Source organism: Lysobacter sp. Hz25, from assembly GCF_046097045.1.
In the GTDB taxonomy this organism is placed as follows: Bacteria; Pseudomonadota; Gammaproteobacteria; order Xanthomonadales; family Xanthomonadaceae; genus Lysobacter; species Lysobacter antibioticus_B.
The window spans coordinates 2,032,625-2,045,229 of record NZ_CP175666.1 but is presented as its reverse complement, the minus strand read 5'-3'; the positions used below and the strand labels follow the sequence as shown (position 1 = coordinate 2,045,229).

The following is a 12,605-nucleotide window of genomic DNA, read 5'->3' as shown; positions in this document are numbered from 1 at the left end:
GCGCCCCGCTCAAGCCGCGACGCGCGAGTGCTGGCGCAGGCGCTGGAAGTACACGTCTTCCAGGTCCGGTGCGACAGGCTCGAAGCCCTCCTCCGGGCGGTCCTGGCTGAACACGTGGATCACCGGCTGGCCGGCGACCAGGCGCGTCGACAACACCGTGTAGCGCGTTTCGTAGCTGGCCAAGGTGGCCTTGGTCACCTGCTTGCGCCACACCTGGTTGGCCACGGCGGCGATCGCCGCGTTCGGCTCGCCGGTCAGCAAGACCTTGCCCTTGTTCACGATCGCCATGGTCGGGCAGAGGTCGGTCACGTCCTCGACGATGTGGGTCGACAGGATCACCGCGACGTTCTCGCCGATCTCGGCCAACAGATTGAGGAAACGATTGCGCTCTTCGGGGTCGAGGCCGGCGGTCGGCTCGTCGACGATCACCAGGCGCGGGTCGCCGAGCAGGGCCTGGGCGATGCCGAAACGCTGGCGCATGCCGCCGGAAAAGGTGCCGAGCTTCTGCTTGCGCGCGTTCCACAGGTTGACCTGATGCAGCAGGCCGTCGACCACCTCGCGCCGTTGTTTGCGCTGGGTCAGGCCCTTGAGCACGGCGAAATGTTCGAGCAGGTCCTCGGCGCTGACCTTCGGATAGACCCCGAAGTCCTGCGGCAGATAGCCCAATTGCCGCCGCACCGTGTCCTTGTCGCGCAACACGTCGATCGGGCGGCCGTCGGCGCCTTCGAGCGTGGCGCTGCCGGCGTCGGCCTCCTGCAGGGTCGCCAGGGTGCGCATCAGCGAGGACTTGCCGGCGCCGTTCGGGCCGAGCAGGCCGAACATGCCGCGCGGGATATCCAGCGAGATGCCGTCCAGCGCGCGTACGCCGTTGGCATAGGTCTTGGTGAGGTCGCGAATGGTGAGCATCGATGGGTCCCGTGCGGAGGGAAGACGGCGCGGCGCGGATCGCCGGGCCTTTCCTGACAGGATCGATGCTAGCGGCCGCGGCGCTTACACCCATGGGCGTTTCGTCGTCATGACCGATGGCAGGGGCGGCGAACGGTGGCGCGGCCCGCGGGCGCGCCGGCCTAGCGGGACTGCAGGCGATAGTCGCGCGGCGCCAGGCCGTAGCGCTTCTTGAACGCCATCGACAGATGGCTGTGGCTGGCGAAACCGGTCTCCAACGCGATGGTGGCGATGTCCTCGTCGCTGTCGCGCAGGCGCAGGCAGACCCGGCGCAGACGTTCGCCGAGCACGTACTGGATCGGGGTCGCGCCGAAGGCGGCGCGGAACGCGACCAGCAGCCGGTGCACGCTGAGTCCGGCGATCGCCGCGAGTGCGGACAGCCGGATCGGCTGGTCCAACTGCGCCTGGATGTAGTCCTCGATCCGCTGCCGTTGCGCCGGTTGCAGGCGCGGCGCGGTCGCGGCCGCTACGGCGGGCCTGCGGCCGTACTCGCGCAACAAATGCAGGCCCAAGGTCTGGCCCAAGGCTTCGCGCAGCATCGCCGCCAGGTCGTCGCCCTGGTCGCAGAGCGCGGCCAGGCGCGCGGCCAGGCCGTGCACGAAGGGATCGCGCTGCTTCATGCGCGCGGCGAGGTCGGCGGCGCCATCGCGGCAGGGGCCGAAGCGGGCCGGATCGATGGTGAGCTCGGCGTAGGCGATCTCGCCGCCTAGCGCCTCGCCCTGATAGCGGCGGCCGGCCGGGATCAGCCACAGATCGCCGGCCGCGGGCGGCAGGCGCAAACGCCCGACGCCTTCGATCCGCGTGTCCAGGCGCCGCATCGAACCGTCGAGATGGACGATCAGGGTATGGCGGTCGTGCTGCAGGCGCCATTGCGTCGGCTCGGCGATGCTCTCCGAGGCGAAGGCGAATTCCAGGCCCGGCGCCAGGGTCAGCTCGCGATTGAACGAGAGCCGGCGCGCGCCGAGCCAGTCGCGCACCGCGGCCGCGCCCAGCGCGGACTCGCCGCGAGCGGAGGCATCGGCCGCCACGGTCGGCGGAGAAATTGAAAGCGGCTCGGACATCGTGGAAGCGCAACGGACGTGGGGCGAGCTAAACATGATTCCGATCACATTCGCGTCAACGTCCGCGGCGGCCCCCGCCCCGCTCCTTCAGCCCAACGGAGTCCCTCCCCATGCCCGATCGTTCCCTCCACGGCAAGGCCGTCGTCATCGGCGGCGGCGCCAAGAACCTCGGCGGCCTGATCTCGCGCGAGCTCGCCCTGGGCGGCGCCGCCGGCATCGCCGTCCACTACAACAGCGACGCCACCCGCACCGCCGCCGAGGACACCGTCGCCGCCTTGCGCAGCGCCGGCGCCGACGCCTTCGCCCACCAGGGCGACCTGACCCGGCCCGACGAGGTCGAAAAGCTGTTCGACGCGGCCAAGGCGCGCTTCGGCAAGATCGACATCGCCGTCAATACCACCGGCATGGTCATCAAGAAGCCGCTGATCGAGGTGACCGAGACCGAGTACGACCGCATGTTCGCGGTCAATTCCAAGGCCGCGTTCTTCTTCATCCAGCAGGCCGGCAAGCAACTCGCCGACGACGGCAACGTCTGCACCATCGTCAGCTCGCTGCTGGCCGCGTACACGCCGTTCTACGCGGTGTACCCGGGCAGCAAGGCGCCGATCGAGCACTTCACCCGCGCCGCCTTCAAGGAGTTCGGCGAACGCGGCATCTCGGTCAACGCGATCGGCCCGGGACCGATGGACACGCCGTTCTTCTACCCGGCCGAGTCCAAGGAATCGGCGGCCTACCACGCCACCGCGGCGGCGCTGAGCAGCCGCACCCAAAGCGGCCTGACCGAGATCCGCGATATCGCCCCGCTGGTGAAATTCCTGGTCACCGACGGCTGGTGGATCACCGGCCAAACCATCTTCGCCAATGGCGGCTACACCACCCGCTGAGCGATGCGGCGGCGCGTGCACATCGCCTGCACGCGCCGCCGCCAACCATGGCCGACGACGCCGTGCCGTGCGCCTGCGCCCGCGGGCTGCGGCGGCAGGACGGCAACAGCGGTACTCACAGGGGAAACGCAATGCATACGGTGATGGTGATACTCGGCGGCCTGGTGCTGTTGGCGCTGTGCCTGTTCGCCGCGCGGCTGATCGGCGGCGCCGGGCCCGGGCCCATGCTGACCGCGCTGAAGGTGTTCCTGCCGCTGTGGTTGATCGGCGCGGCGATCAACCTGTGGGTCGGCGTGGCGCGCGCGGGTTACAGCGTGGCCGAGGAGCTACCGATCTTCCTGGTGGTGTTCGCCGGGCCGGCGGTGGTCGCGCTGTTGCTTTGGTGGAAGCTGTCGCGCGGCTAAGCTGTACGACCGAACCGCAGACGCCGCCATGACTCCCGCCCGCACCACCCTGCTGCGCATCCGCGAAGGCCACGCCAAGGTCGGCTTCAGCGAATTGTTCTTCGACCTGGTATTCGTATTCGCGATCACCCAGCTGTCGCATACGCTGCTCGAAAACCTCAATGCGGTCGGCGCGCTGCGCACCGCCCTGCTGTTCCTGGGCGTGTGGTGGCTGTGGATCTTCACCTCCTGGGTCACCAATTGGCTCGACCCGGATAAGGTGCCGGTGCGGCTGATGATCTTCGCGCTGATGTTCGGCGGCCTGCTGTTGTCGTCGTCGCTGCCGCAGGCCTTCGCCGAACGCGGCCTCGTCTATGGCCTGGTGTTCGCGGCGATGCAGGTCGGGCGCACGGCGTTCATGCTGTGGGCGCTGCGCGGCGGGCGCAGCCCGGGCAATTTCCGCAACTTCGTGCGCATTTTGATTTGGCTGTCGGTATCGGCGGTGTTCTGGGTGCTGGGCGGCCTGGCCGAGCCGGAGTCGCGGGTCGGCTGGTGGCTGGTCGCGGTGGCGATCGAATACCTCGGCCCCCTCGCCTACTTCCGCGTGCCCGGCCTGGGCCGTTCCTCGCTGTCGGACTGGGACGTCGAAGGCGCGCATCTGTCCGAGCGCTGCGGCTTGTTCATCATCATCGCCCTGGGCGAATCCATCCTGATTACCGGTGCCACCTTCGCCAAGCTCGACTGGAACCCGACCGCGGTGGCCGCGTTCTGCATCGCCTTCCTCGGCAGTGTGGCGATGTGGTGGATCTATTTCGACACCGGCGCCGAGCGCGCGACCCACCGCATGCTGCAGCAGACCGACCAGACCCGGCAGGCCCGCCAGGCGCGCAACGCCTACACCTACCTGCACCTGCTGATCGTCGGCGGCATCGTGGTGTGCGCGGTCGCCGACGAACTGGTGCTGGTCCATCCCGACCACGCCGACGGCGCCGGCATCGCCGCGATCATCGGCGGTCCGGCGCTGTACCTGCTGGGTTGCGCCTTGTTCAAGTGGGTCACCAACACCCGTCGCTTCCCGCCGTTCTCGCATTGCGTCGGCCTGCTTCTGCTCGCCGCCTTGGCCTTCGCGAGCGCGCCGCTGCATCTGTCGCCGCTGCTGTTGGGGGCGGCGACCAGCGCCGTCCTGATGATCGTCGCCGCCTGGGAAACCATCGCCTTGCGGCGAGGGCCGTTGCCGGCGGCTCCGGCGGTGCATTGATCGGCAGAACGTCTCGGTGCCTCGGCGTACGCAGCGGGTTGTGACTGGGTGGAGGAATCCATCCGTTGTAGGAGCGGCGTGAGCCGCGACCCCGGGACGCGCAGGACCAACAACGCCGAATACCACACATCGAAGCGGCGTATTTTCGCGCGGGGTAGGAGCGGCGCGAGCCGCGACCGCGGGACGCGCAGAACCGACAGCGCCGATGCCACGCATCGAAGCGGCGCACTTTCGCGAGGGTAGGAGCGGCGTCCTACTGGATTTCCTTCGGTCACAAGCCGCGACCGCGCTGTAGCGGGTTTGCAGCGCATCGCTCCTGCAAGATCAAGAACTAGATCAAACGCCAAAAGCTTCCGCCACTAAAGCGGCGGGTTACTTTCTTTTGTCTAAAGCAACAAAAGAAAGGTAACCAAAGAAAAATGCTTTGTTTTGAATCACAGGCCCGCACGAACGGTGCATCCGCGGGGATTTTTCATACGGGACATCCCTGTCCCGATGAAAAACGGCCTGCATCCATGCAGGCCGCCCTCCGGGTCTTCGATTGCCTTCGCGAGTATGAGATGGCGCACGGCAACCGTTGCCTGCAGCGACGACGGTTCAAAGGGTAGGAGCGGCCGCGACCACGCAGCCACGATCGCCGGCGCCGGCACCTGTAGATTCGCGGTCGCGGCTTGCGCCGCTCCTACCCTAAGAGCACGGCAACCGTTGCTGTTGCCGTTGCCGTTGCTGTAATGAGCTTGGCGTAGTGCCGAACTTGCGAGAACACCTGGAGACCCGTAGGGCGGCGCACAGGACGTGCGCCGTTTTTCGATAGGACAAGGATGTCCTATCGAAAAATCCCGGCGACAGCATCGCACTCGTGGCCTGTGCCCTTGCAAGGAGAGCCCTTTTCTTTGGTTAGCTTTCTTTTGGGCTTAGCAAAAGAAAGTAACCCGGCCGCGTTAGCGGACGGAAGCTTTAGATGTTGCTTCACCGCTCTGCGGCAAGAAACGCAGTTGCGCGGTCGCGGCTTACGCCGCTCCTACAGGAGGCCGCGGCGCGTAACGCCGCGAGGTCGAGATGGCGCGGTCGCGACTTGTGACCGAAGGAAATCCAGTAGGACGCCGCTCCCACCCTCGCGTAAACACCCCGCTTCGATGCGTGGCACCGGCGCGCTCGGTTCTGCGCGTCCCGTGGCCGCGGCTCACGCCGCACAGGGGCTCCGACCGGTAGCGTCGCAAGGTCGAGACGCTACGGTCGCCGCTCTCCATGCGGCCGCTCTACGTCGAACGTCCGCGATTCCGGCCACGCTCGCGCGATGCGGACGTTTTAGGCAAAGACCATACAAAAGCTTTGACTTCGTCGCCGCGTACGGATAATTTGCGCCGGCCAGTGTGACTTGAGTCACACATATGGCGAGGACCGGTGCCCGATCGACTCGAGTGCCGGTTCTCCAGCGATGACCATCCAGGGGACCGTATGCGAAGTCAGCAAAACACCGTGCCGCACCCGCGGCTCGGCGAGCACGCTTATGCCATCGTTTTCGCTGCCGGCCAGGATGGCGCGACCTTTTCTCCGCTCGGGCGCCCGGCTATCGACGCGCCGCGCCCCCGCTTCGTTCCACGCGCACTGGCTTGGCTGTCGGCCCTGCTGGTCCTGGGCAGCGCCCTGCCGGTGTCGGCGTCGGAACAGAACGACGCCATCGACACCGCCTTCAACCGCGCGAGCTATGCCTCGCTGCTGACGGTGACGGCGGTGTCCGGCGGCGGCACGCCGGGCACGACGTCCACCAACGTCGGCGCAGCCACGTTCGACGGCAATCCGCCGACCGCCTACGACCCGCGCATCAATCTCGGTTCGAACACCTTCAATTTCATGACGCCCTCGCCCTCGGGCACCACGGTCAACGTGGTGGGCGGCGGACAGGAAGCCGCTGGCACGCTGACCTTCAACTTCAGCCGTCCGGTGGTGAACCCCCGCTTCCACTTCGCCCGCCTCGGCGGCACCGGCGGCAGCGCGCTCAACAGCACGACCTTCCTCACCGCCACCGGCGGCGCGACCTGGACCGTCATCGGCGGGGCGTTGTCGACGACCCTGGGCAACACGCGCCTGCGCGCTTCGTCGGCCGCGCCCTCGGTGGCCTGCGCCGATCCTGCCTCGACCTCGGGCTGCGGCACCGCCCAGCTCAACGGCACCTTCACTTCGGCCGTACTCAACATCGGCCTCGGCAACCCGACGGCGCTCACCGGCACCGTGTCGCCGGACGCCTATGGCGTGAACATCACCGTCGACGAAGATTTCAGCGATGCGCCGACCAGCTACGGCATGGCCGGCCACGTCAATTCGGGCCTTACCCTCGGCGCCAGCCTGACGATCGACCCGACCCTGCCGTTGACGATTCCCAACGGCACCGCCTACATCGCCACGCCGCCGGCGACCAGCCCGCGCGCCAGCACCAACGCCGCCGGCGACACCGACAATGCCTTCGCCTCCTTGCCGACCGTGGGCGTCGGCACTTACAGCCTGTCGGTGCCGGTGGCCGGCTTCCAGAGCGTCGCCGGCGCTACGCCGCAGTTGTGCGGCTGGATCGATTTCAACCGCAACGGCACGTTCGAAACCGGCGAGCGCGCCTGCGCCGGCGTCACCGGCAACGGCAACGTGGCCTTGAACTGGACGATTCCCACCGGCGCGACCTATGTCGCCGGCGAAAGCTATGCGCGCCTGCGCCTGGGTTACACGACTTCGCAAGTTCAGAACGCGACTGGCCTGGCCGACAGCGGCGAGGTCGAGGATTACCCGATCACCCTGCTGCCGCGTGTGCGCCTCAATAAGGTGCTGAGCCCGGCGGCAGATACCGGCGTGTTCAACCTCTCGGTGGCGCCGGCGTCGCCGACCGCTGTGCAGACCAACAGCGGCACCGTGTCCAACGTCGGCAACGGCGGCACCACCGATTGGGTGCCGGTGCCGTTCGGCACGCTCGTCACCGTCAGCGAGACCGCCGGCACCGGCACCAGCCTGAGCAACTACACCTCCAGCATCGCTTGCACCGACCGCTCCGGCGCTGCGGTCACGCTCGGCGCCTCCGGGACCACCCGCACCTTCTCCAGCATGGTCAGCGCACCGGTCGGGCCGCCGACCACGCCGAACACCGCCAACGCCAACCTCAGCGAGATCAGTTGCACCGCGACCAATGCGCGGCTGCCCACCTTGCAGGTGGTCAAGGTCACCCAGAACGGCGTCGGCACGTTTTCGTTCAGCGGTACCAACGGCATCGCCAATCACGACATCACCACCGTCACCGCCGGCACTGGCGTGGCCGGCCCGGTGCAGTTGCTGACCGCCGCGAGCACCGCGACCACGGTCAGCGAAGCGCCGCTGCCGGCCGGTTATCTGCTCGGCGGCATTTCCTGCAGCGGACTCGGCGCAGGCGGCAACGCAACCGTCGACCTGCCGAACCGCAGTGTGAGCCTCGACACCGCCGCGACCGTAGCCGGCAGCGCCATCGTCTGCACCTTCACCAACATCGCCCAGGTCGCGGACTTGGCCATCACCAAGACCAACACACCGCTGGCCGGCGACAGCGACCAGGCCAACGACACCCTGGTGCGCGGTGCAAGCACGCAATACAGCTTGCGTGTCACCAATAACGGCCCAGTGTCGGTGACCGGTGCGGTGGTGCGCGACACCCCTGGCGCCGGCTTGAACTGCCCGAGCGGCAACGTGGTGAGCTGCAGCAGCGTGCCCGCCGGCGCCTGCCCGGGCGCACCGAGCCCGATCCTGATGAGCGACCTGACCGCGGGCGTACCGCTGGGCACGCTGTCGGTCGGCACGGTCGCGACTCTGACGTTTTCGTGCACCGTGCTATGACGGCGTGGCGGAACCACTTCCGCCCCGCCCACTAGATTTCCCCGCTGGATTTGCGGTCGCAGGGCCAGCACGCGCGATCGGCTCTGCGATCGTCAGCAGCGGCGGATTCGCCGGCTCCAGCTTTCGCTATCGTTATCGCGCAGCGCGCTCGCTGCGCGAACCTCATGACCGTGTCTGGCCGGACCCGCCATGCGGGCCGCTCACGCAGTCCGACTACATAGCTCAGCGCATCGCCCGTTGCGCCGCCCGGTCTACAACACCGTGCACGAGAAGCTGAGCGTTACCACCGCGCCCAGCGGTAAGGTGCCCAGCGCCACACCGGCCGTCAGATCGCTCATCAGGATCGGACTCGGAGCGGCCGGGCACGCGCCGGCGGTGGCACTGCTGCAGCTCACCACGTTGCCTGCCGGGCAGTTCAAGCCACCCACCGGCGTGTCCTGAACGATGGCGCCCGTGACCGAGACCGGCCCGTTGTTGGTGACGCGCAAGCTGTATTGCGTGGTCGCGCCGCGCACCACGGTGTCGTTGGCCTGGTCGTTGTCGCCGGCCAAGGGCGTGTTGGTCTTGGTGATCGCGAGGTCGGCGACCTGGGCGATGTTGGTGAAGGTGCAGACGATGGCGCTGCCCGCTACGGTCGCGGCGGCGTCGAGGCTCACACTGCGGTTCGGCAGGTCGACGGTTGCGTTGCCGCCTGCGCCGAGTCCGCTGCAGGAAATGCCGCCGAGCAGATAACCGGCCGGCAGCGGCGCTTCGCTGACCGTGGTCGCGGTGCTCGCGGCGGTCAGCAACTGCACCGGGCCGGCCACGCCAGTGCCGGCGGTGACGGTGGTGATGTCGTGATTGGCGATGCCGTTGGTACCGCTGAACGAAAACGTGCCGACGCCGTTCTGGGTGACCTTGACCACCTGCAAGGTGGGCAGCCGCGCATTGGTCGCGGTGCAACTGATCTCGCTGAGGTTGGCGTTGGCGGTATTCGGCGTGGTCGGCGGCCCGACCGGTGCACTGACCATGCTGGAGAAGGTGCGGGTGGTCCCGGCGGCGCCGAGCGTGACCGCGGCGCCGGAGCGGTCGGTACAGGCGATGCTGGAGGTGTAGTTGCTCAGGCTGGTGCTAGTGCCGGCGGTCTCGCTGACGGTGACGAGCGTGCCGAACGGCACCGGCACCCAGTCGGTGGTGCCGCCGTTGCCGACGTTCGACACAGCGCCGGTGTTGGTCTGTACTGCAGTCGCCGACGGCGGCACGACCGAGAGATTGAACAGGCCCGGATCCGAAGTCGGCACCAAGGCTTTGGTCAGGCGCACGCGCGGCAGCAGGGTGATCGGGTAGTCCTCGACCTCGCCGCTGTCGGCCAGGCCGGTCGCGTTCTGAACTTGCGAAGTCGTGTAACCCAGGCGCAGGCGCGCATAGCTTTCGCCGGCGACATAGGTCGCGCCGGTGGGAATCGTCCAGTTCAAGGCCACGTTGCCGTTGCCGGTGACGCCGGCGCAGGCGCGCTCGCCGGTTTCGAACGTGCCGTTGCGGTTGAAATCGATCCAGCCGCACAACTGCGGCGTAGCGCCGGCGACGCTCTGGAAGCCGGCCACCGGCACCGACAGGCTGTAGGTGCCGACGCCCACGATCGGCAAGGAGGCGAAGGCGTTGTCGGTGTCGCCGGCGGCGTTGGTGCTGGCGCGCGGGCTGGTCGCGGGTGCCGGAGTGATATAGGCGGTGCCGTTGGGAATCGTCAACGGCAGGGTCGGGTCGACCGTCAGGCTGGCGCCGAGGGTAAGGCCCGAATTGACGTGGCCGGCCATGCCGTAACTGGTCGGCGCGTCGCTGAAATCTTCGTCGACGGTGATGGTGACGCCGTAGCCGTCCGCGCCCAGATCGCCGGGCGTAGCCGCAGTGGGGTTGCCGATGCCGATACCGAGCGGGATGGAGGTGAACGTGCCGTTGAGTTGCGCGGTGCCGCAACCCGAGGTGGTCGCCGGGTCGCCGCAAGCGACCGTGGGTGCATTGGACGAACCGCGCAAACGCGTATTGGCGAGCGTGGTGGTCAACAAACCGCCGATCACGGTCCAGGTCGAGCCCGCGGGCGCGGTCATGAAGGTCGAGGAAAAACCAGCGCCGGCGCCGGTGCCGCCGAGGCGGGCGAAATGGAAACGCGGATTCACCACCGGACGGCTGAAGCTAAAGGTCAGCGTACCCATGGCCTGTTGCCCGCCTGCAGCCACAATGACCAGGGTGCCCGGGGTAAGGAAATTGAAGGTCTCGGAAACCAGGTCGATGCGTGGATCGTAGGCGGTGGGGGGATTACCGCCGAAAGACTGTCCGCCTGCGGTGATCGAGGTAGACGACGTCCCGGGCACGCCGCCGCCGGTGGCGGCGGTCAGCACCAGTCCGGAGATATAGGTCGTCTGGGTGCCCGTCGCCGCATCGACATCGGGGTTCTGTTCCGAAGCCAGCGCCGGTGCGGTCGCCGCGGCACCGACGATGGCAGCCGCCAGGGCGGCTCGAAGGCAGGCGATGCGGCTCCCGGCATGCCGGAATCCCGGATTCGAGCTCGCCTGGCCCGGATTGCGCACGCGCAAACGGTTCCCCATCGCTCCCCCTACTCCCATCCGTGCCCGACAGCTGTGCCCGCTCGGCGAGCGGCACGTCCTAATGGAACATCAAGCACAATCCCATGGAAACTAAGCGCATGCAGGCTGCATGTCAAAGCGCAAGTCAGGGTTGCCAGGCAGATTTGGCAGTCGGCTCAGGCCTCGCCTGAACGGACTGAATAGGGACGCCGCGAAAGCTGCGGCCCGGCAGGCCGGTCGCAGCCGGCCGGGCGTGCCGCAAGCGACGATCAAACCTCTAGGGTCATCCCGGGCCGCGCCAGCTTGACCTCGATGCCGTAGCGCTCGCCGATCTCGCCGGCCAGCGCTTCGCGCGCCTTGTCTTCGCCGTGGACCAGGGCCAGTTGCGGACGGCCGCCGATCTGGCCGTACCACTCGATCAAACCCTTCTGGTCGGTATGCGCCGACAGCCCACCGATGGTGTGGCGCTGGGCATTGGCGCGGACATCCTTGCCATGGATGCGCACCCATTGCGCGCCGTCGACCAGGCGCCGGCCGATCGTGCCTTCGGCCTGGTAGCCGACGAACACCACATGGGTCTGCGGCTTGCCGAGGTTGTGCTTGAAGTGATGCAGGATGCGGCCGGCGTTGGCCATGCCGGAACCGGCGATGACGATGGCGCCGCGCTCGATGCGGTTGATCGCCATCGATTCTTCGGCGCTCGCGGTCAGGCGCAGGTTCGGCAACTGGAACGGGGTGGGTTTCTCCTTCCACACTTGCAACGCGTCTTCGTCGAACAGGTCGGCGTGGCGGTCGTAGACCCCGACCACCTTGGCCGCCATCGGGCTGTCGAGAAAGATCTGCCAGCGCGACAGGTTCCACTCGTCCCAGTACTTGGCGAACCAGTACAGCAGTTCCTGGCTGCGGCCGACCGCGAACGCCGGGATCAGCACGTTGCCGCCGTCGCTCCAGGCCTGTTCGAGAATGCGGCCGAGTTCGAGGATGGTTTCGGCGCGGTCCTTGTGCAGGCGGTCGCCATAGGTCGATTCCATCAGCACCAGATCGGCCTGCGCGATCGGCGCCGGGTCGCGCAGGATCGGCGTGCCCTTCGGCCCGATGTCGCCGGAAAACACCAGCGTTCTGCCTTCGGCGCGCAATTCGACCGCGGACGAACCGAGGATATGGCCGGCCTCGCGGAACACGATCTCGACGCCCGGCAGGATCGTGCGCGGGCTGTCGTAAGGCAACGACTCGACCCGCTGCATGGTCGCCTCGACGTCTTCGCGCGTGTACAGCGGCATGGCTTCGGCTTGACCCTGCGCACGCCGGCGGTTGCTTCGCTCGGCTTCGCTTTCCGCGATCGAGGCCGAATCCAGCAGCATGATGCGCATCAAGTCGGCGGTCGCGGCCTGGGCATGGATCGGCCCGCGAAAACCGCGCCGCACCAGCAGCGGCACCCGACCGATGTGGTCGATGTGGGCGTGGCTGATCACCAGCGCGTCCAGCGCGGCGACGTCGAAAGCGAAAGGGTCGAAGTTGCGCTGTTCGGCTTCGGGGCTGCCCTGGATCATGCCGCAGTCGAGCAAGATGCGATGGCCGCCGGCCTCGACCTCGTGCAGGGAACCGGTGACTTCGCCGGCCGCGCCGTGGAAATGGACTCGCATGCAATGCACTCCGCATCTATCGAC

General features: G+C 67.7%; 8 protein-coding genes. 4 read left to right on the top strand and 4 right to left on the bottom strand.

From position 1 onward, the window contains the following. Positions 1-9 precede the first annotated feature (9 nt). Entirely contained in the window at positions 10-906 is an 897-nt protein-coding gene (locus ACKN61_RS08600; RefSeq protein WP_408953130.1) for an ABC transporter ATP-binding protein, read from the bottom strand. 161 nt (positions 907-1,067) lie between these two features. Next, entirely contained in the window at positions 1,068-2,006 is a 939-nt protein-coding gene (locus ACKN61_RS08595; protein ID WP_408953129.1) for a helix-turn-helix domain-containing protein, read from the bottom strand. A 110-nt stretch (positions 2,007-2,116) separates the two neighbouring features. On the opposite strand from ACKN61_RS08595, the gene ACKN61_RS08590 reads away from it, so the two are divergent. The 4 genes from ACKN61_RS08590 to ACKN61_RS08575 all read left to right on the top strand — a co-directional run bounded on the left by ACKN61_RS08590 (position 2,117) and on the right by ACKN61_RS08575 (position 8,377). Then, positions 2,117-2,890, top strand: coding sequence for an SDR family oxidoreductase (locus ACKN61_RS08590; RefSeq protein ID WP_408953128.1), 774 nt, complete (start codon positions 2,117-2,119; stop codon positions 2,888-2,890). Between the two features lie 131 nt (positions 2,891-3,021). Next, the gene (locus tag ACKN61_RS08585) at positions 3,022-3,294 is read left to right on the top strand and encodes a hypothetical protein (RefSeq protein ID WP_408953127.1); all 273 of its coding nucleotides are present in this window, start codon (positions 3,022-3,024) and stop codon (positions 3,292-3,294) included. A 28-nt stretch (positions 3,295-3,322) separates the two neighbouring features. After that, positions 3,323-4,531 (top strand): low temperature requirement protein A, encoded by a 1,209-nt coding sequence (locus ACKN61_RS08580; protein WP_408953126.1) that lies wholly within the window; start codon positions 3,323-3,325, stop codon positions 4,529-4,531. Between the two features lie 1,458 nt (positions 4,532-5,989). Further along, positions 5,990-8,377, top strand: a complete 2,388-nt coding sequence (locus ACKN61_RS08575) for a GEVED domain-containing protein (protein WP_408953125.1) — start codon at positions 5,990-5,992, stop codon at positions 8,375-8,377. 251 nt (positions 8,378-8,628) lie between these two features. Here ACKN61_RS08575 and ACKN61_RS08570 read toward each other — a convergent pair whose 3' ends face one another. After that, entirely contained in the window at positions 8,629-10,959 is a 2,331-nt protein-coding gene (locus tag ACKN61_RS08570; protein ID WP_408953124.1) for a GEVED domain-containing protein, read from the bottom strand. 248 nt (positions 10,960-11,207) lie between these two features. Then, on the bottom strand, positions 11,208-12,581 hold the full coding sequence (locus ACKN61_RS08565; protein WP_408953123.1) for an MBL fold metallo-hydrolase RNA specificity domain-containing protein: 1,374 nt from the start codon (positions 12,579-12,581) through the stop codon (positions 11,208-11,210). Between the last annotated feature and the right edge of the window lie 24 nt (positions 12,582-12,605).

What these genes read in the sequence shown, in the direction of transcription:
- ACKN61_RS08600 (WP_408953130.1), bottom strand. Translation starts at nt 906, where the DNA reads ATGCTCACCATTCGCGACCTCACCAAGACCTATGCCAACGGCGTACGC.
- ACKN61_RS08595 (WP_408953129.1), bottom strand. Translation starts at nt 2,006, where the DNA reads ATGTCCGAGCCGCTTTCAATTTCTCCGCCGACCGTGGCGGCCGATGCC.
- ACKN61_RS08590 (WP_408953128.1), top strand. Translation starts at nt 2,117, where the DNA reads ATGCCCGATCGTTCCCTCCACGGCAAGGCCGTCGTCATCGGCGGCGGC.
- ACKN61_RS08585 (WP_408953127.1), top strand. Translation starts at nt 3,022, where the DNA reads ATGCATACGGTGATGGTGATACTCGGCGGCCTGGTGCTGTTGGCGCTG.
- ACKN61_RS08580 (WP_408953126.1), top strand. Translation starts at nt 3,323, where the DNA reads ATGACTCCCGCCCGCACCACCCTGCTGCGCATCCGCGAAGGCCACGCC.
- ACKN61_RS08575 (WP_408953125.1), top strand. Translation starts at nt 5,990, where the DNA reads ATGCGAAGTCAGCAAAACACCGTGCCGCACCCGCGGCTCGGCGAGCAC.
- ACKN61_RS08570 (WP_408953124.1), bottom strand. Translation starts at nt 10,959, where the DNA reads ATGGGGAACCGTTTGCGCGTGCGCAATCCGGGCCAGGCGAGCTCGAAT.
- ACKN61_RS08565 (WP_408953123.1), bottom strand. Translation starts at nt 12,581, where the DNA reads ATGCGAGTCCATTTCCACGGCGCGGCCGGCGAAGTCACCGGTTCCCTG.